Raw genomic sequence first — 17,832 nt, 5'->3', positions numbered from 1 at the left:
GGGCCGAGGAAGGGGGAGCCATGCTCGAGCTCCTGCGGGCGCTGCCTCGCTGGCAGTCCACCTCCGGCGGCGGGCCATGCGCCGTCGCCACTGTCGTCTCAGCCTCCGGGTCCGTCCCCCGGCCCGTGGGCACCTCGATGCTCGTCGCGGCCTCGCCGGACGGCACCCCGCAGGTGCTCGGGAGTCTCTCGGGCGGGTGCGTCGAGGGCGCCGTGGTCGCCTCGGCGCTCGAGGCGATGCACGACGGCGCCGCCCGGCTCGAGCGGTTCGGCTACAGCCTCGAGGACGCCTTCGCCGCGGGGCTCACGTGCGGCGGCGAGCTCGAGGTGCACATCGCGCCCCTGCCGGCGTCGGCCCTCGCCGAGCTCGCTGCCCGGGCCGCGCACGACGCCGACGGCGCGACTTCTGTCAACAACGGAGCCGGCGCGCCGCTCGCCGTCGTGCGCCGGCTCGACGGTGCCGCGCCCGATGCGGGGCACGGCCCGGCCCGCGGCGGCGAGCACGACGGCGCCGCTGCACTCGCGCTGCTGGGCCCCGCCGAGTGCGCGGCGCCCGCTGCCCTCGCCCATGCCCTCGGCGGGCTGTTCCCCGGGCGGCCAGGGCTCGCCGCGCGGGCCGCGGCGCTCGTGGCACCCGTCGTCGCGCAGGGAGTCACCGCCGTCGTGGCCCTCGAGCCGGAGGGAGGGTGCGCGGTCGCAGGACCCCATGTCGGCGACACACACCCCCATCTCGCGGTCACAGGACCCCATCTCGGCGGCACAGGACCCCACCTCGGCGAGACGGAGGTGGGGCCGCTGCGGCTGCTCGTCGAGTCCCGGCTCCCGGCGCCGCGCATGCTCGTCGTGGGCGCGAACGACTTCGGCGCCGCCCTCATCCCGGCGGCCCGGCTCCTCGGCTACCGCGTGACCCTCGTCGACGCCCGCCCGGCCTTCGCGGGCCAGGCCCGCTTCGCCCCCGGCGGACCGGCGGCCCCGGACGAGGTCGCCGTCGCCTGGCCGCACGAGTACCTCGCGGCCGAGGCCGCGGCCGGCCGGCTCGACGCCCGCAGCGCCGTGTGCGTCCTGAGCCACGACCCCAAGTTCGACATCCCCCTGCTCGACACGGTCCTCGGCCTGGACCTCGCCTACCTCGGCGCCATGGGCTCGCGCCGCAGCCACGAGCAGCGCATCGCCGCGCTCCTCGAAACCGGCCACGGGCCGCTCGACCTGGGCAGGCTGCGCTCGCCGATCGGCCTCGACCTCGGGGCCGTGACGCCGGCCGAGGTCGCGGTCTCGATCCTCGCCGAGATCGTCGCGTCCCGGCACCCCGGCGCCGGCATCAAGCCCCTGCGCGACCGCGGCGGACGGATCCACGCGGACGCCGGCCACACCTCCGCAGCACAGAAGGGACAGCCCTCATGGACCTGAACACGATCGAGGCCTGGGTCCCCACCGCGGACCCGGACGAGTGGCGTGAGGGCGACGCGTGGCTCGCCGGCGGCACCGTCCTCTACTCCTACGGGAGCCAGACGCTGCGCCGCCTGCTCGACCTCACCACGGCCGGCTGGGAGCCGGTGACACAGGACGACGGCGGGATCACCCTCGCGTCGACCTGCACGGTCGCGCGGCTGTGGGAGCTGGGCGACCCCGCCTCGGCGACGGCCGCGCGCTGGCCGGGGCTCGCCGTCGTGCGCCCGTGCTGCGACGCCTTCGTGGCCTCCTTCAAGATCTGGAACCTCTCGACCGTGGGCGGGAACATCGCGACGTCCCTGCCCGCCGGCCCGATGACGAGCCTGATCGCAGGCCTCGACGGCGTCGCGACCCTCTGGGGGCCCGGCGGCAGCGTGCGCGAGCTGCCCGTCGCCGAGCTCGTCACGGGGGACGGCACCAACGCCCTCGCCCCGGGGGAGCTCATCCGCTCGATCCGCCTGCCCGCGCACGCCCTCGAGGCCAGGACCGCGTTCCGGCGCCTGTCCCTGAGCAACCTCGGGCGCTCGGGCGTGCTGCTCATCGGGCGGAGGGACGGCGACGGCGGGTTCGTCCTGACCGTGACGGCCTCCGTCCGCCGGCCCGTGCAGCTGCGCTTCCCCGCCGGCGCGCTCCCGGACGCCCCCGGCCTCGGGGCCGCGATCGACACCGCGATCCCCGCCGACCTCTACCACGACGACATCCACGGCCTCCCCGCGTGGCGCCGGGACATGACCTACCGGCTCGCCGAGGAGCTCCGCCGCGAGCTCCTCGACTCGACGGGCCCGGGACTGCAGGAAGGAGCCTGAGACATGGCCATCGAGATCAACGGGCTGCCCTCCGAGGCCGCCCCGCGCCCGGGGCAGTGCCTGCGCACCTTCCTGCGCGAGCAGGGCGCCCTCGGCGTCAAGAAGGGCTGCGACGGCGGCGACTGCGGCGCGTGCACCGTGCACGTGGACGGCGTCCCCGTGCACTCCTGCCTCTATCCGGCCGTGCGGGCCGAGGGCCACGCCGTGACCACGATCGAGGGGCTCGCCGCGACGCGCGGCGAAGGCCACTCGCTGCACCCCATGCAGCAGCAGTTCGTCGACGCCCAGGGCTTCCAGTGCGGCTTCTGCACTGCGGGCATGGTCATGACGGGCGCGACGTTCGACGCCGGCCAGCTCGCCGACCTGCCGCGGAACCTCAAGGGCAACCTGTGCCGGTGCACGGGGTACGCCGCGATCGAGGCCGCCGTGTGCGGCACCGGGCAGGGCGGGCCGGCGGACGGCGGCTTCGGCCAGGACGTGCCCTCGCCCGCGGCGGAGCGCATCGTGACGGGCGCCGAGCGGTACACCCTCGACGTCACGGACGCCGAGGTCCCGGGCGGCCAGGGCGCGCTCCTGCACGCCAAGCTCCTCCGGTCCCCGCACGCCCACGCGCGGATCCGCTCGATCGACACCTCGGCGGCGCTCGCGGTCCCCGGCGTCGTGGCCGTCTTCACCCACGAGGACGCCCCGGACCTGCTGTACTCGACCGCGCAGCACGAGCTCGTGACCGACGACCCGGACGACATGCGCCTCTTCGACACCGTCGCGCGCTTCGTCGGCCAGCGCGTGGCCGCCGTTGTGGGCGAGACCGTGGCTGCGGCCGAGGCGGGCGTGCGCGCCGTCGTCGTCGACTACGAGGTGCTGCCCGCCGTCCTGAGCCCCGCCGCAGCCCTGGCGCCGGGCGCGCCGCTCGTCCACGGGGACAAGGACCCGGTGGCGACGCGCATCTCGGACCCGGGCCGCAACACGGTCGCCCAGCTGCACTCCGAGGTCGGCGACGTCGAGGCGGGGCTCGCTGAGGCGGACGCGGTCTTCGAGGACACCTTCCGCACCCAACGCGTCCAGCATGTGGCCCTCGAGACCCACTGCTCGATCGCGTGGACCGAGGGGGACCCGGCCGACGGCGGGCGGCTCGTGGTCCGCTCCTCGACCCAGGTGCCGTTCCTCGCCCAGCGGTCCCTGGCCCGGATCTTCGGGCTCCCGCGCGAGGCCGTGCGGGTCGTCACGGGGCGCGTGGGCGGCGGCTTCGGCGGCAAGCAGGAGATCCTGACGGAGGACGTCGTCGCGCTCGCCGCGCTGCGGCTCGGCCGCCCCGTGCAGCTCGAGTTCACGCGCTCCGAGCAGTTCCACGGGACGACGACGCGGCATCCGTTCGAGATCCGCGTCCGGGCCGGCGCGCGCCGGGACGGCACGCTCACGGCGCTCGCGCTCGACGTCGTCACGGAGACGGGCGCGTACGGCAACCATGGGCCCGGGGTCATGTTCCACGGATGCAACGAGTCCGTCTCCGTGTACCGGTGCGCGAACAAGAAGATCGATGCGCGCGCCGTCTACACCCACACCGTGCCCTCGGGAGCCTTCCGGGGGTACGGGCTGAGCCAGATGATCTTCGCGGTCGAGTCGGCCGTGGACGAGCTCGCCCGGGCCCTCGGCATGGACCCCGTGCAGTTCCGGCGCCGCAACATGGTCCGCAAGGGCGATCCGATGATCGCGTCCCATCCCGTGCCCGAGAAGGACGTGCTCTACGGCAGCTACGGGCTCGACCAGTGCATTGCGCTCGTGACCAAGGCCCTCCGGCGGGGCCGCGAGCGGGCCAGGGAGTTCCCCGGCGGCCCGCTCGGCACGGGCGAGCTCGGCCACGAGTGGCTCGTGGGGGAGGGGACGGCGCTGTCCATGATCGACACCGTCCCGCCCCGCGGCCACCACGCGCACTCGCGGATCGCGCTCCTGCCGGACGGGCGGATCGGGCTCGACGTCGGCACCGCCGAATTCGGCAACGGCACGAGCACCGTGCACGTCCAGCTCGCGGCGACCGCGCTGGGGGTGGGCGCGTCCGAGGTCGTGCTCCGGAACGCGGACACGGCGCTGACGGACCACGACTCCGGCGCGTTCGGCTCCACCGGGACCGTGGTCGCGGGCAAGGCCACGCTCGCGGCCGCCCAGGAGCTCGCGGCGCGGATCCTCGCCTTCGCCCGGCAGGAGCTCGGGGGCGAGGGATGGACGCTCGCCGACGGCGCCGTCGTGCGTCCCGGGAAGAGCGTCCCGCTCGCGGAGCTCGCGGCGGAGGCCGCGCGGGGCGGCACCGTGCTCGAGGCGGAGGGCCGATGGGGCGGGACTCCGCGCTCGGTCGCCTTCAACGTCCACGGCTTCCGCGTCGCCGTGCACCGCGGGACCGGGGAGCTGCAGATCCTCCAGAGCGTCCAGGCCGCGGACGCGGGCGTCGTCGTCAATCCCCGCCAGTGCCGCGGGCAGGTCGAGGGCGGCATCGCCCAGGCCCTCGGCGCCGCGCTGTGGGAGGAGGTGCGCCTCGACGAGACCGGTCGCGTCACGACGGACATCCTGCGGCAGTACCACATCCCGACCTTCGCGGATGTGCCCCGCTCCGAGGTGTACTTCGCGCACACGTCCGACGAGCTCGGGCCGCTCGGGGCCAAGTCGATGAGCGAGAGCCCGTTCAACCCCGTGGCCCCTGCCCTCGCGAACGCCATCCGCTCGGCCACGGGCCTGCGCTTCACGGAGCTGCCCATCACGCGTGACCGGATCTATCTCGCGCTCAAGGAGGCCGGCCTCGCCGAGCCGCTCCCCGCGGCCGGGGCCGTGACGGCCTAGGCGTCGCCTGCGCGGGCAGGCCGCCGCCCGCCCCCGCAGCGTGGACCTCTTGACCCTCCTTCTGGTATCCCGATAGAATTTCATGTATCAAAAAAATTTTTCCGAAATGCGGAAGATATGAGTCCATCGGATCCTGGAAAGGGGAGAGACATGTCCTACGACACGACCGCCGCACGGGGAGGCTCCGTCCTCCCCGGGACGCCCGCCGAGCGGTACATCCCGAAGGTGACGAACGTCGACCCAGACTTCTCGCTCCGGCCCGACCGCCACGAGCGCGCCCGCGCAGAGCGCGGACCGGCGGCGGGGCGCGGCTCCTGGGCCGCCCGCGTCCCGGTGATCAACTGGTTCGTCCCCCGCTGACCCACGCCTACGCAGCGACTGCTCCGCAGCCGTCCTCCTGAACCCTCAGGACGATGGCTGCGGAGCAGTCGTTAAAGCTCGTGAATCACGCGCCCGTGAAGTAGTGCGGCTCGGCCACGGGCTTCGACTCGGCCGAGCGACGCTCCCGCAGGAACACCGACGCCCCGACGATCACGGCCACCGCGAGGAACTCGCTCTGCCAGTTCTGGAAGGACTCGAACCAGAACTGGCTCGTGCCGAGGTACTCCCAGACGGTCACGCCGGGCTCGCCGTGGGCCATCTGCTCCTCGCTGTAGGCCTCGGCGCCCCGGACGGCGTGCAGGATGAAGGAGAGCGCGAAGAGGACGGCGAAGAGCATCGAGAGCGAGTGCTCGTAGACGGTGAGGATCCAGCCGCCCTTCTTCACGGGCCAGGGCGTGTCCGGGTTGACCTGGGCCGCGCGGGGGTCCTGGTCCTGCTTCGCGGGCTTCCCGAGAGGCTTGGACTCCGACGAGCCGCGCTGGTACAGGTACGCGGTGAGGATGACGTACATGCCCATCTGCAGGAATTCGGACTCCCAGTTCTCGAAGACGGCTTCGCCGAAGCTCCCGCTCGCGACATAGCCCCAGAAGGTCTCGAGGGCCTGGCCGTGGGCCATCTGCTCCTCGTTGTAGTGGTGCCAGCCGCTGACCGCGGTGCCGATGAGGAAGGCGAGGAACAGGGCGAGGTTGGCCAACAGGAGCCCGTTGTTCTTCAGGAATCTCTTCACGGAGGTCCTCCTTGCGCATCGTGCCCGAGACCGGGCGGTCTGCCTCTCTCCTACCCGCGGGGGCCGCGGTCACGCAGGGCAAAAGAAACCAGGGCAGCACAAGGCGACCCTCCCGTTGCGCGAGGAGGGCCGCCATGGCCGCCGTTGTGGACCCGGCGGCCGAGCCCCGCGCGCCGTCCGTCCAGGCCCATCGGGATGGCGCGCGGGGCGGTCTGTGAGGAGCCGGAGGCTAGCTGTCGCCCCCGGCGCTGCCGGTCGTGCCGGCGGTGACGTCGAGCAGCCGGTACCGCTCGATCGCCTCGCGCGGGGCCCCGGCCGGGACCTCGCCGCGGCGGGCCAGCTCGGCGAGGGTGCGCACCACGATGGAGTGCGAGTCGATCTTGAAGAACCGGCGGGCGGCGGCGCGGGTGTCGGAGAAGCCGAAGCCGTCCGCCCCGAGCACCGCGTAGTCGCCCGGGACGAACTGCCGGATCTGGTCCGGCACCGACTTCATGTAGTCCGAGACGGCGACGATCGGGCCCGAGGTGCCCGCGAGCTGCTGCGTCACGAACGGCACCGGGGCCTCGAGCTCTGGGTGCAGGAAGGCCTGCTCCTCCGCGGCCAGGCCATCCCGGCGCAGCTCGGTCCACGAGGTCACGCTCCACACGTCCGCCGCGACGCCCCAGTCCTCGGCGAGGATGCGGCGCGCCTCGACCGCCCACGGCACCGCGACGCCCGAGGCGAGCAGCTGCGCGCGGGGAGCGTCCGCCGAGAGCCGCGCGACGGCGTCGTCCGCCTCGCTGCCCTCACCCAGGCCGCCCGCGGGCAGCCGGTACATGCCCTTGAGCAGGGCGTCGACGTCGAGGCCCTCGGGCTCGGCCGGCTGGACGATCGGCTCGTTGTACACCGTGAGGTAGTACATGACGTTGGGATCGGGGTGGGCGCCGCCGTACATCCGCTCGAGGCCGGCGCGCATGATGTGCCCGATCTCGTACCCGTACGCGGGGTCCCACGTGATGACCGCGGGGTTGGTCGAGGCCAGGATCGGGGAGTGCCCGTCGGCGTGCTGGAGCCCCTCGCCCGTGAGGGTGGTGCGCCCGGCCGTGGCGCCGATGATGAAGCCGCGCGTCATCTGGTCCGCGGCGGCCCAGAAGGAGTCGCCGGTGCGCTGGAAGCCGAACATCGAGTAGAAGACGTAGATCGGCACGAGCGGCTCGCCGTGCGTCGCGTAGGACGTCCCGGCGGCTGTGAACGCCGCGACCGCCCCGGCCTCGTTGATGCCCGGGTGGATGAGCTGGCCCGCCGGGGACTCCTTGTAGGCGAGCACGAGGTCGCGGTCCACCGAGAGGTAGTTCTGGCCGTGCGGGTTGTAGATCTTCGCGGTCGGGAAGAACGCGTCCATGCCGAAGGTCCGGCTCTCGTCCGGCACGATCGGGACCACGCGCCGGCCGAACTCCTTGTCCCGCATGAGGTCCTTGAGCAGCCGCACGAACGCCATCGTGGTCGCGGCCTGCTGCTTGCCCGAGCCGCGGGCGGCGACGGCGTACGCGGACGACGGCGGCAGCGTCACCTCGGCGTGACGGCTGCGGCGCTCGGGGACGGCGCCGCCGAGGGCCGCGCGGCGGCCGAGGAGGTAGCGGATCTCGGGGGCGTCCATGCCAGGGTGGTAGTAGGGCGGGCGGTACGGGTCCGCCTCGAGCTGGGCGTCTGTGACCGGGATCCGGAGGTAGTCGCGGAAGTCCTTGAGGTCCTGCAGGGTGAGCTTCTTCATCTGATGGGTCGCGTTGCGGCCCTCGAAGTGGGAGCCGAGGCCGTAGCCCTTGACCGTCTTGGCCAGGATGACCGTGGGCTTGCCCTTGAACTCGGTCGCGGCCTTGTACGCGGCGTAGACCTTGCGGTAGTCGTGGCCGCCGCGCTTGAGGTTCCAGATGTCCTCGTCGCTCAGGTCCGCGACGAGCTCCTTCGTCTCGGGGGTCCGGCCGAAGAAGTGCTCGCGGACGAACTCGCCGTCCTCCGCCTTGAACGTTTGGTAGTCGCCGTCGGGGGTCTCGTTCATGAGCCGGACGAGGTGCCCCTCGCGGTCCTTGGACAGGAGCGAGTCCCACTCGCGGCCCCAGACCACCTTGACCACGTTCCAGCCGGCGCCGCGGAAGAACGCCTCGAGTTCCTGCATGACCTTGCCGTTGCCCCGCACGGGCCCGTCGAGACGCTGGAGATTGCAGTTGACCACGAAGGTGAGGTTGTCGAGCCCCTCGTTTGCCGCGAGCTGGAGCAGGCCGCGGCTCTCGGGCTCGTCCATCTCGCCGTCGCCGAGGAAGGCCCACACATGCTGGTCCGAGGTGTCCTTGAGGCCCCGGTTCGCGAGGTAGCGGTTCGACTGGGCCTGGTAGATCGCGTTCATGGGGCCGATGCCCATCGAGACCGTGGGGAACTCCCAGAAGGAGGGCATGAGGCGCGGGTGGGGGTAGGAGGAGAGGGCGTGGCCCTCGTGGGACTTCTCCTGGCGGAAGCCGTCGAGGTCCTGCTCCGTGAGGCGTCCCTCCATGAACGCCCTGGCGTACATGCCGGGGGAGGCGTGGCCCTGGAAGAAGACCTGGTCGCCGCCTCCGGGGTGGTCCTTGCCGCGGAAGAAGTGGTTGAAGCCGACCTCGTAGAGGGTCGCGGCGCCGGCGTAGGTCGAGATGTGGCCGCCCACGCCGACGCCGGGGCGCTGCGCGCGGTGCACGAGCACGGCGGCGTTCCAGCGCATCCACGCGCGGTAGCGGCGCTCGATCTCCTCGTCGCCGGGGTACTCGGGCTCCTGGTCCGCGGGGATCGTGTTGACGTAGTCGGTCGTGTGGACCAGCGGGACGCCGACGCTCTGCGCGCCCGCGCGAGCGAGGATGCTCCTGACCATGAACTGCGCGCGCTCCGTGCCGCGCTCGGCCACGAGCGAGTCGAAGGATTCGATCCACTCGGCCGTCTCTTCCGGATCGCGGTCCAGCGGTGCGCCGGAGCCGCCGAGGATGTGCTGGGTATGCTCGCCAGTCAACACGTCCAACCTCATTTCTGCGCGAGGGGTGCGCGCGCTCGTCCTCGGAACCTCGTTATCCCGGGGAAGATGTCCGCAGCCGCTCCACTGTTTCGTATAGTGGAAACTAAATACTGCAATGTGGATTAAGAGTCGCGTGTCGGGGTGATGCGCGTCAAGTTGGTGTCGCCCGCTTCTCTGGAGCGGGCGCGGGAGGGAGCGGGAGATGACGAACGCCGGCAACAACACCGAGAACGCGGAGAACACCACGCGGACGACGGCGGAGGCTGGCTCCCAGCCGAGGGTCGCCGTCGTGACCGGGGCCGGGTCGGGGATCGGCCGCGCCGTGGCGCGCAGGCTCTTGGGGGAGGGCTGGAGCGTCGTTCTAGCAGGGCGCCGGAGCGAGCCCCTCCGCGAGACGGGGGAGGGCTTCGGCGACCGCGCGCTCGCGGTGCGGGCCGACGTCACAGTGCCCGCCGACGTCGAGCGCGTCTTCGCCGAGGCCGTTGCCGCGTTCGGGCGCGTCGACGTGCTGTTCAACAATGCCGGCATGTTCGGACCGGCCGGGAATGTCGGGGAAGTGTCGCCGGAGGACTGGGAGGCGACCGTCGCGGTCAACCTCACGGGTAGCTTCCTGTGCGCGGGCGCGGCCTTCCGGACCATGGCCGCGCAGAGCCCGCGCGGCGGGCGGATCATCAACAACGGCTCCATCTCGGCGCACTCGCCCCGGCCGAGGTCCGTGGCCTACACCGCCACGAAGCATGCCATCTCTGGCCTGACCAAGAGCATCGAGCTCGACGGCCGGGAGTTCGGGATCACGTGCGGGCAGATCGACATCGGGAACACGCGGACGGAGATCATGGACACCCTGGGCGTCGGCGAGGGCGCCCTCCAGGCCGACGGGACCCGCCGAGTCGAGCCGACCTTCCCCGTCGAGGAGGCGGCGCGCGCCGTCGTCCTCATGGCCTCGCTCCCGCGCGAGGCGACCGTCGGATCGCTGCTCATCACGGCCTCGGGGATGCCCTTCGTCGGACGGGGGTAGCGCCCTTCGGGGGCGCGGCCGCGCCTGGGGGGAGGTCCGGAACCCCGACGCGCTCCCCAGCAGTGCGAGTTCCGCCGTCACGTGCTCTTCAAGCGCACTGCAGGGCGAGACACGCACTGCTGGTCGACCCCCGGTATGGGCTCAATGGACCATGTTCGACGGTATACCAAAGATTTCACAAAGTGGAAACAAAATTTCCCCTTGCGGAATTGATAGAAGCGGTCCTACCGTGGAAGCACAGCCCCTCAAGGGTGAGGGGCGCCACACTTCCCAAGGATTGGTATCCCCATGAAGCTCCAAGATCCGGCGGCGCTGAAGGCGAGTTCGGCGCCCGCGAAGAAGAAGCGGCTCTGGCAGTCGCTCTTCTTCCAGATTCTGATCGCCGTCGTGGCGGGCATCTCGATCGGCCACTTCTGGCCGGATCTCGGTGCCGACCTCAAACCCCTGGGCGACGGGTTCATCCGCCTCATCAAGATGATCATCGCCCCGCTCATCTTCCTCGTGATCGTCACGGGCATCTCGGCGGTCGGGGACGTCAAGGCCGTGGGCCGCGTGGGCGTCAAGGCGCTCCTCTACTTCACGGCGGCGACGCTCTTCGCGCTCGTGTTCGGGCTCGTCGTGGCCAACGTCGTACAGCCCGGCGCATCCCTGAACATCGATCCCGCGACGCTCTCACGGGACGCCCTCGACGCCAAGACCGGCGGGGCCGCCCCCAAGGACGCCGCGACGTTCATCCTCGAGGTCATCCCGGTCAGCGTCATCGACGCCTTCGCGGGCAACCACCTGCTCCAGGTGCTGTGCTTCTCGGTCTTCTTCGGTGCCGCCGTCGTGGTCATCGGCAAGGACCGCTGCGCCCCCGTCCTGTCCTTCTTCGAGGTCATCCTCGAGCTCGTCTTCAAGATCATGGCCTGGATCATGCGCGTCGCCCCGATCGGCGCGTTCGGCGCGATGGCCTTCATCATCGGCCAGTACGGCGTCGAGACCCTCGGGACCTTCGCGCTGCTCATCGCGGCCTGCTACGGCGCGGCCATCGTCTTCATCGGCCTGCTCTTCATCGTCGCGTGGTCCTTCGCCCGGGTCCCGCTGTGGCAGTTCCTCAAGTACACCCGCGAGGAGTTCCTGCTCGCCCTCGGCACCGCCTCGACCGAGTCGGTCATGCCGCGCATCATGGGCAAGCTCACCAACGCCGGCTGCTCCCGCGCCACCACGGGCCTCGTGATCCCCACTGGCTACTCGTTCAACCTCGACGGCGCGGCGATCTACCTCTCGATCTCCCTGCTGTTCCTCGCCCAGGCCTTCGGGCACCAGCTCGACCTCGGCCAGCAGCTCGCCGCCCTCGGCGTCCTCCTCCTGACCTCGAAGGGCATGGCCGGCGTCCCCGGGTCCTCGTTCCTCGCCCTGTCCGCGACCGCCGGGGCGCTCGGGCTCTTCCCCGTCGCGGGCGTCGCCCTGCTCCTCGGCGCCGACCGGCTCATGGACTCGATGCGCGTCGTCGTGAACCTCCTCGGCAACTGCGTCGCGACGTTCGTCGTCGCCAAGTGGGAGGGCCAGTTCGACCGCAAGGCCATGAAGCGGGCCTTCGACGGCGAGCTCACCAACGAGGACTCCGCGATCCTGCTCGGCCGCGAGGCGGAGTTCGAGCGCCAGGAGGAGGAGCGCGCCAAGCGCGGCGAGGCGCCCTCGCCGAAGTGGAGCGGCGGCCCCTATGAGGAGGACCTCCCCGAGTTCCAGATGTCCCGCCACGGCTCGGGCCACGCAGGCGAAGGCCACGTGGCCGAACCCGCCGCCGCAGACCAGCCGCGCTAGACGAGCGGCAGGACCTCCCCGAGGTCCGTGCGGGTTCCCGAGGCGCTGAGCTTGCCCGAGCTCAGCGCCTCGGCCCATGCCAGGGAGCCGGTCGCGAGCGCGAGCCACGTCGCGGCGTCCGTCTCCACGACGTTGGGCGGGGTGCCGCGCGTGTGCCGCGGCCCCTCGACGCACTGCGCGACCCCGAACGGCGGCACGCGCACCTCGACCGAGTTGCCCGGGACCCGCGCGGCGAGCTCCTCGAGCGTGTACCGCACGGCCGTCGCGAGCGTCTGGCGGGCGACGGCGGTAGTCGCCTCGCCCGTCTGGCCCGCCGAGCGCTCGGCGAGCCAGGCGGCGACGGCGGCGCGGCCGGCGTCGTGCGCGATCTTGCGGCGGGCAGCCATGAGTTCCTCCGTGTTCAGCAGTACCTGCGGCTAGTCCAGCAGCGCCGAGACGGCGGTCCCGAGCCGGATCCGGCCAACCTGCCGGCCCCCGCCGAGGACGGGCTCGACGACGCGCTCGAGCACGCGCGCGACGTCGGGGATGTCGACGGCGTCGGCCGCGGCGAGCATCGTGAGGCCGACGAGGGTCGTGGCCCGGACGTTCCCGTCGAGGACCTTGACGGCCGCCGTCGCGCCTTGGGGCGTCGAGAGGACGAGGAGCCCCTCGGCGCCGATCTTGGCGAGGATCCCGAGCTCCTCCATAACCACCGTGTTCTCGCGGTCGCGGCCCTGAACGGCCCACGGGTAGTCGAGCATCGAGGTGGCGACCGTAGCGGCGCGCGCGTTGGCCGAGGCGTCCCCCGGGGCCTTTGCGAGCCGCGAGTAGGCGCGAGCGAGGCCCGTGAGCGAGACGGCCGCGACGGGCGCGCCGCAGCCGTCGATGCCGAGATGCGCGATGGCCTCCTCGGTGTACTCCTCGACCGTGGCCCGCACACGCTGCTGCATCGGGTGGTTGGGCTCGAGGTAGCTGCGGCGGTCCCAGCCGTTCTCGACGCAGGCCCACAGGAAGGCCGCGTGCTTGCCCGAGCAGTTGAAGGCGAGCCTCCGCCGGCCCTTGCCCGAGCGCACGAGCCAGGCCCGCGCGTTCTCGTCCGCGGGCCACTCGGCCGGGCACAGGAGGTCTTCCTCGCGCAGGCCCGCCGCGGAGAGCATGCCCTCGACGACGTCCATGTGGTCGAGCGAGCCCGTGTGCGAGGCGCACGCGAGCGCGACCTGCGTCCCGCGCAGCGGGACGCCAGCCTGCATCGCGGCGAGCGTCTGGAAGGGCTTGAGCGTCGAGCGGGCGAAGACCGGCGTCCGGATGTCCCCGAGCTCGGTCACGACCGTCCCGTCCCCGGCAAGGACGACGGCGGAGCCGAGGTGCCGCGACTCGATGAAGCCGCTGCGCTCGATCACGGCGAGCTCGACGGCGTCGTCCGCCGAGAAGGTTGCGTGGGGGGCCATGCGAGAAGTCTATGGGGGAGGTCCCCCGATGCAGGCGAGCGCGGAGTGCGCCGCGCGGGGCCCGGCGGATACCCTTGGGGGCGTGAAGGTTCTCGTGATCGGCCCGGGTGGCCGCGAACACGCCATTGTCCGCTCCCTCCTGGCCGATCCCGCGGTGTCCGAGGTCCACGCCGCGCCGGGCAACGCCGGCATCGCCCAGGTCGTCCCGACGCACGCGATCGACGCCAACAGCCCCGAGGCCGTGACGGCGCTCGCGCAGAAGCTCGGCGTCGACCTCGTCGTCGTCGGCCCCGAGGCCCCGCTCGCCGCGGGCGTCTCCGACGCCGTCCGCGAGGCCGGGATCCCCGTGTTCGGCCCGAGCAAGGCCGCGGCCCAGCTCGAGGCGTCCAAGGCCTTCGCGAAGCAGGTCATGGCCGAGGCCGGCGTCCCGACGGCGATGGCCCGCGTGGCCGCGACCGCCGAGGAGGCGGCGGACGCCCTCGACGCGTTCGGCGCGCCCTTCGTGGTCAAGGACGACGGGCTCGCGGCGGGCAAGGGCGTCGTCGTGACCTCCGACCGGGACGAGGCCCTCGCGCACGCCCAGGCGTGCTTCGACGCGGGCGGGACCGTGGTCATCGAGGAGTTCCTCGACGGCCCCGAGGTCTCCCTCTTCGTCCTCTCGGACGGCCGGAACGTCGTCCCCCTCGCTCCCGCGCAGGACTTCAAGCGCATCTTCGACAATGACGAGGGCCCCAACACGGGCGGCATGGGCGCGTACACCCCGCTCGAGTGGGCGCCCGAGAACCTCGTCGCCGAGGTCGTCGAGCGCGTCGCGCAGCCGACCATCGACGAGATGGCCAAGCGCGGCACGCCGTTCGTCGGCGTCCTCTACTGCGGCCTGGCCCTCACGTCCCGCGGGACGCGGGTCATCGAGTTCAACGCGCGCTTCGGCGACCCCGAGACCCAGGCCGTCCTGGCCCGGCTCAGGACGCCGCTCGGCTCGCTCCTGCTCGCCGCCGCGACCGGCCGGCTCGACCGCGCGGAGAAGCTGCGCTGGGCGCCCGAGACGGCCGTCGCCGTCGTCCTCGCCTCCGAGCACTACCCGGACACGCCCCGCACGGGCGACCGCATCCGCGGGCTCAAGAAGGCCGCCGCGGTCGAGGGCGTGCACGTCCTGCACGCCGGCACGAAGCTCGGCGAGGACGGCAAGGTCGTCTCGGCCGGCGGCCGCGTCCTCGCGGTCGTGGCCCTGGGCGAGGACCTGACCCAGGCGCGCGAGCGCGCCTACGAGGGCATGGCAGAGATCAGGCTCGACGGCGGGCAGTACCGCCGGGACATCGCCGCCAAGGCGGCGCGCGGCGACGTGCGCGTCCCGGCCCCGTCCGGCCGGCGCGCCGCGCACGTGGCGGGGGCCGAGTGATGGCGGGCCTGGACGCCCAGAGGGGCTTCGCGGCGCAGGCGCCCGAGCTCGCGGGCTGGAAGCACGTCTACTCGGGCAAGGTCAGGGACCTGTACGAGCCCGCGGAGGGGCCCGGTGGGGCGCCGTTCGAGGACGCCGTGCTCGTCGTCGCAAGCGACCGGATCAGCGCCTACGACCACGTGCTCGAGAGCACGATCCCGGACAAGGGGCGGATCCTCACGCAGCTGAGCCTGTGGTGGTTCGAGCAGCTCGACGTCCCGCATCACGTTCTCGCCTCGACCGCCGCCGAGGGGGTCCCGGCCGAGGTCGAGGGCCGCGCGATGGTGTGCCGCCGGCTCGAGATGTACCCCGTCGAGTGCATCGCGCGCGGCTACCTCACCGGCTCCGGGCTGGCCGAGTACCGCGAGTCCGGGACGGTCTGCGGGATCCGGCTCGAGGACGGCCTCGTGGACGGCTCGCGCCTGGCGAAGCCCATCTTCACGCCCTCGGCGAAGGCCGAGGTCGGGGAGCACGACGAGAACATCACGTACGAGGACGTCACCGGCATGGTGGGCGACGACGCCGCGGCCCGGCTGCGCGACCTGACCCTCGGGATCTACTCCAAGGCCGAGGGCATCGCTAGCGAGCGCGGGATCATCCTCGCCGACACGAAGGTCGAGTTCGGGCTCGACCCCGTGACGGGCCTCATCACCCTCGGCGACGAGGTGCTGACCCCGGACTCGTCCCGGTTCTGGGACGCGGCGACGTGGGAGCCCGGCCAGGCGCAGCCTTCCTTCGACAAGCAGTACGTGCGCGACTGGCTCACCTCGGCCGAGTCCGGATGGGACCGGGCCTCCGGTGACGAGCCGCCCGCGCTGCCCGCCGACGTCGTCGAGCGCACCCGCGCCCGCTACATCGAGGCGTACGAGCGCATCACGGGACGCCGCTTCGCCTGACGCCGTAAGGGGAGGGCCCGGGCTCGGAGAGCCGACCCCGGGCCCTCCCTCATTCCTCGTCGGAGTGCGGATGCTCCGCCCGCTGGGCCGCGAGCCTGATCTCGAGGATCGCGTCCATGGTCTGCTGGACCTTCTCGGACGCGCCCGCGTAGCCGAACTGCTCGCGGGCGTCCTTGAGCATCTCGAGGGCCTCCTCATTGCTGCCGAGGGCCTTGAGCGCGCGCCCGAGGAGCAGGGCGACCTCGCCGGCGGTGTGCCGCCCGAGCACGGACTTCTCCTTGTGGATCGTCCGAAGGAGCTCGATCGCCGGGCGGATCTCGCCGTTGAGGTACAGCCAGCGGGCCCTGATGAAGCGGACCTCGAGCTGCTCCGTCCGCGAGCCGCCCACGATGCTCAGGGCGAGCTCGGCCCGCTCGATCGCGCCGAGGGTCGCCGGCTCGATGATGCCGCCCGAGAGGCGCACCGCGGCGGAGGCCTTGTTGAATCGGGCCCACAGCTCGATGTCGTTCGCGGGGGAGAGGAGCTGGGCTGCCCGCTCGTGGTGCTTGACGCCCTCCTCGTAGTCGGCACGCATGAAGGCCACGTTGCCGATGACCCACTCGACCTCGCCCGCGAGCTGGCCCATCGCGTCCTCGTCGATGAGGGTCTCGAGGATGCGGCATTGGTTCCAGGCCTCCTCGAGCTTGCCGCTCTCGGCGAGAGCGGCGATGAGGGCGCGCAGCGCGCCGATGTAGATGGTCGAGCCGGCCGGCAGCTGGGCTCCGATCCGGACGGCCTCTCGCGCGTGCTCGATGGCGGTGCTCAGCTGGCCGAGGCCGTGGCTCACGGCAGCGAGCATCTGACGGGCCCGCACTGCCAGGCCCGAGGACTCGGCCACGATGGGGTGCTCGAGGAGGTGCTGGACGATCCGCTGGCACTCGGCCAGCTCGCCCTGCTTCATGAGGCACTCGGCTTGCATGTAGGTCATGTTCCACCACGCGCTGTTGTTCTTGCCGTCGAGGGCGAACTGGGCGGCGGTGGCCGCGTGCGTGGCGGCCTGGGCGTAGTCCCTCAGGTCCCACGCCTGGCGCGCGTAGAGGCCGGCGAGGACGTACTCGGCGTCGTTCGCGCTCACGGGCTGGCTCCAGGCCTCGAGCGCCTTCGGCGCGAGCTGGAGGCGACGGGCGAGCTCCTGGATGACCTCCGCCGTGGGCTCCCGGCGACCGGTCTCGAGCAGCGAGATATAACTGGGCGAGTACAGGTCCTTCCCGAGCTCGGCCTGGGTGAGCCCGCGCTCGAGGCGCTCCGCCCTCAGCTTCTCGCCGAATCCACTCCCCACAGCGACCTCCTTGCCCAACGCTGCCGGATGACCGGCGTGTTTCCTTGCTTCGACCGCTGCGCGAACGCCTCGATACAGCGGGAGCTGTTGCTTGACAGCCCGTGTGGAAAATATTTTACTTGGTGTGTCAATCATGACAAAGCACGCTCTGCCCGAAACATCGCACCCGTTCTGGAAATAGTCTCCAGAACACAAAATAAGGACAAGATCATGCTGAAGAAACTCACCGCTGCTGTTGCCCTGGGGGGTTCCCTCGCCCTCTCGGGCGTCGCCGTCGCCCCGATGGCGACCGGCGAGTCGTCGGATACGTCGACGTCACCTGTCGCGATCGGCAACTGGCCGGACCCTATGTCCCAGCCTGCGGATAGCGACAAGCCCTCGAAGAAGGGCTGACGGCCCTCGACTCGGGAGCCTGTACCAGGGAGTGACAGCCTGGGCTAGGAGGCTGGCCAGACTGCAACCGCGTCGATGCCCCGGGGAGCGATCCCCGGGGCACCGCCGTTTCCAGGCCCCGGGGATTATGGGAATGGCAAAGGCCCCGCCGCCCAAAGGGCTGCGGGGCCTTCCGTATGGTCGGGATGACAGGATTTGAACCTGCGACCTCTTCGTCCCGAACGAAGCGCGCTACCAAGCTGCGCTACATCCCGATCCGCGCCTCAGGTCTCCCCGAAGCAACTCATCCAGAGTACCCGATACCGGCCACAGGACGAAATCGAAACGGCCCC

At 71.9% G+C, this 17,832-nt stretch carries 14 protein-coding genes and 1 tRNA gene; 9 read left to right on the top strand and 6 right to left on the bottom strand.

Annotated elements, in window-relative coordinates:
- Window positions 1–20: 20 nt before the first annotated feature.
- From ACUYMY_RS15050 to ACUYMY_RS15035, 4 genes are all read left to right on the top strand, one after another.
- Entirely contained in the window at window positions 21–1,406 is a 1,386-nt protein-coding gene (locus ACUYMY_RS15050; RefSeq protein WP_481704334.1) for an XdhC family protein, read from the top strand.
- Window positions 1,397–2,254: an FAD binding domain-containing protein gene (locus tag ACUYMY_RS15045; protein ID WP_481704333.1), complete on the top strand. Its 858-nt coding sequence runs from the start codon at window positions 1,397–1,399 to the stop codon at window positions 2,252–2,254. The genes ACUYMY_RS15050 and ACUYMY_RS15045 overlap by 10 nt, the downstream gene beginning before the upstream one ends.
- 3 nt (window positions 2,255–2,257) lie before the next feature.
- Complete coding sequence (locus tag ACUYMY_RS15040; RefSeq protein WP_481704332.1) at window positions 2,258–5,083, top strand: molybdopterin-dependent oxidoreductase; 2,826 nt, start codon at window positions 2,258–2,260, stop codon at window positions 5,081–5,083.
- Window positions 5,084–5,233: 150 nt separating this feature from the next.
- Window positions 5,234–5,443 carry a hypothetical protein gene (locus tag ACUYMY_RS15035; protein ID WP_481704331.1) on the top strand — a complete coding sequence of 70 codons (210 nt, stop codon included), beginning with the start codon at window positions 5,234–5,236 and terminating at the stop codon, window positions 5,441–5,443.
- A gap of 85 nt (window positions 5,444–5,528) precedes the next feature.
- Here ACUYMY_RS15035 and ACUYMY_RS15030 read toward each other — a convergent pair whose 3' ends face one another.
- Window positions 5,529–6,191, bottom strand: a complete 663-nt coding sequence (locus ACUYMY_RS15030) for a DUF6766 family protein (RefSeq protein WP_481704330.1) — start codon at window positions 6,189–6,191, stop codon at window positions 5,529–5,531.
- A gap of 229 nt (window positions 6,192–6,420) precedes the next feature.
- Entirely contained in the window at window positions 6,421–9,204 is a 2,784-nt protein-coding gene (gene aceE / locus ACUYMY_RS15025; RefSeq protein ID WP_481704329.1) for a pyruvate dehydrogenase (acetyl-transferring), homodimeric type, read from the bottom strand.
- A gap of 202 nt (window positions 9,205–9,406) precedes the next feature.
- Between aceE and ACUYMY_RS15020 the strand changes: the two genes are divergently transcribed.
- Both ACUYMY_RS15020 and ACUYMY_RS15015 read left to right on the top strand, forming a co-directional pair.
- The gene (locus ACUYMY_RS15020; protein ID WP_481704328.1) at window positions 9,407–10,222 is read left to right on the top strand and encodes an SDR family oxidoreductase; all 816 of its coding nucleotides are present in this window, start codon (window positions 9,407–9,409) and stop codon (window positions 10,220–10,222) included.
- A gap of 288 nt (window positions 10,223–10,510) precedes the next feature.
- Window positions 10,511–12,028: a cation:dicarboxylate symporter family transporter gene (locus ACUYMY_RS15015; protein ID WP_481704327.1), complete on the top strand. Its 1,518-nt coding sequence runs from the start codon at window positions 10,511–10,513 to the stop codon at window positions 12,026–12,028.
- Here ACUYMY_RS15015 and ACUYMY_RS15010 read toward each other — a convergent pair.
- Together ACUYMY_RS15010 and ACUYMY_RS15005 are read right to left on the bottom strand one after the other, a co-directional pair.
- Window positions 12,025–12,414, bottom strand: a complete 390-nt coding sequence (locus tag ACUYMY_RS15010) for a sterol carrier family protein (protein WP_481704326.1) — start codon at window positions 12,412–12,414, stop codon at window positions 12,025–12,027. The two genes, ACUYMY_RS15015 and ACUYMY_RS15010, sit on opposite strands and share 4 nt — an antisense overlap.
- 30 nt (window positions 12,415–12,444) lie before the next feature.
- Window positions 12,445–13,455: an asparaginase gene (locus tag ACUYMY_RS15005; RefSeq protein WP_481704325.1), complete on the bottom strand. Its 1,011-nt coding sequence runs from the start codon at window positions 13,453–13,455 to the stop codon at window positions 12,445–12,447.
- 82 nt (window positions 13,456–13,537) lie between these two features.
- Between ACUYMY_RS15005 and purD the strand changes: the two genes are divergently transcribed.
- Both purD and ACUYMY_RS14995 read left to right on the top strand, forming a co-directional pair.
- A complete protein-coding gene (purD, locus tag ACUYMY_RS15000) occupies window positions 13,538–14,854 on the top strand; it encodes a phosphoribosylamine--glycine ligase (RefSeq protein WP_481704324.1) in 1,317 nt (438 codons plus the stop codon).
- A complete protein-coding gene (locus tag ACUYMY_RS14995; RefSeq protein WP_481704323.1) occupies window positions 14,854–15,789 on the top strand; it encodes a phosphoribosylaminoimidazolesuccinocarboxamide synthase in 936 nt (311 codons plus the stop codon). Before purD ends, ACUYMY_RS14995 begins: the two co-directional genes overlap by 1 nt.
- Window positions 15,790–15,838: 49 nt before the next feature.
- Here the strand turns inward: ACUYMY_RS14995 and ACUYMY_RS14990 are convergent, their stop codons facing one another.
- Window positions 15,839–17,107, bottom strand: a complete 1,269-nt coding sequence (locus ACUYMY_RS14990; RefSeq protein WP_481704322.1) for a helix-turn-helix domain-containing protein — start codon at window positions 17,105–17,107, stop codon at window positions 15,839–15,841.
- A 210-nt stretch (window positions 17,108–17,317) separates the two neighbouring features.
- On the opposite strand from ACUYMY_RS14990, the gene ACUYMY_RS14985 reads away from it, so the two are divergent.
- On the top strand, window positions 17,318–17,500 hold the full coding sequence (locus tag ACUYMY_RS14985) for a hypothetical protein (RefSeq protein ID WP_481704321.1): 183 nt from the start codon (window positions 17,318–17,320) through the stop codon (window positions 17,498–17,500).
- 177 nt (window positions 17,501–17,677) lie between these two features.
- Here the strand turns inward: ACUYMY_RS14985 and ACUYMY_RS14980 are convergent.
- Window positions 17,678–17,754 (bottom strand) — tRNA-Pro (locus tag ACUYMY_RS14980).
- Window positions 17,755–17,832 lie beyond the last annotated feature (78 nt).

It is taken from the genome of Sinomonas sp. T428B, from assembly GCF_056780155.1.
The sequence above is the reverse complement of the archived record's forward strand: the minus strand, read 5'-3'. Positions and strand labels throughout refer to the sequence as shown.

Bases quoted from the DNA above. Each gene is read 5' to 3' on its own strand.
- ACUYMY_RS15050 (WP_481704334.1), top strand. From the start codon at position 21: ATGCTCGAGCTCCTGCGGGCGCTGCCTCGCTGGCAGTCCACCTCCGGC.
- ACUYMY_RS15045 (WP_481704333.1), top strand. From the start codon at position 1,397: ATGGACCTGAACACGATCGAGGCCTGGGTCCCCACCGCGGACCCGGAC.
- ACUYMY_RS15040 (WP_481704332.1), top strand. From the start codon at position 2,258: ATGGCCATCGAGATCAACGGGCTGCCCTCCGAGGCCGCCCCGCGCCCG.
- ACUYMY_RS15035 (WP_481704331.1), top strand. From the start codon at position 5,234: ATGTCCTACGACACGACCGCCGCACGGGGAGGCTCCGTCCTCCCCGGG.
- ACUYMY_RS15020 (WP_481704328.1), top strand. From the start codon at position 9,407: ATGACGAACGCCGGCAACAACACCGAGAACGCGGAGAACACCACGCGG.
- ACUYMY_RS15015 (WP_481704327.1), top strand. From the start codon at position 10,511: ATGAAGCTCCAAGATCCGGCGGCGCTGAAGGCGAGTTCGGCGCCCGCG.
- ACUYMY_RS15010 (WP_481704326.1), bottom strand. From the start codon at position 12,414: ATGGCTGCCCGCCGCAAGATCGCGCACGACGCCGGCCGCGCCGCCGTC.
- ACUYMY_RS15005 (WP_481704325.1), bottom strand. From the start codon at position 13,455: ATGGCCCCCCACGCAACCTTCTCGGCGGACGACGCCGTCGAGCTCGCC.
- ACUYMY_RS14995 (WP_481704323.1), top strand. From the start codon at position 14,854: ATGGCGGGCCTGGACGCCCAGAGGGGCTTCGCGGCGCAGGCGCCCGAG.
- ACUYMY_RS14985 (WP_481704321.1), top strand. From the start codon at position 17,318: ATGCTGAAGAAACTCACCGCTGCTGTTGCCCTGGGGGGTTCCCTCGCC.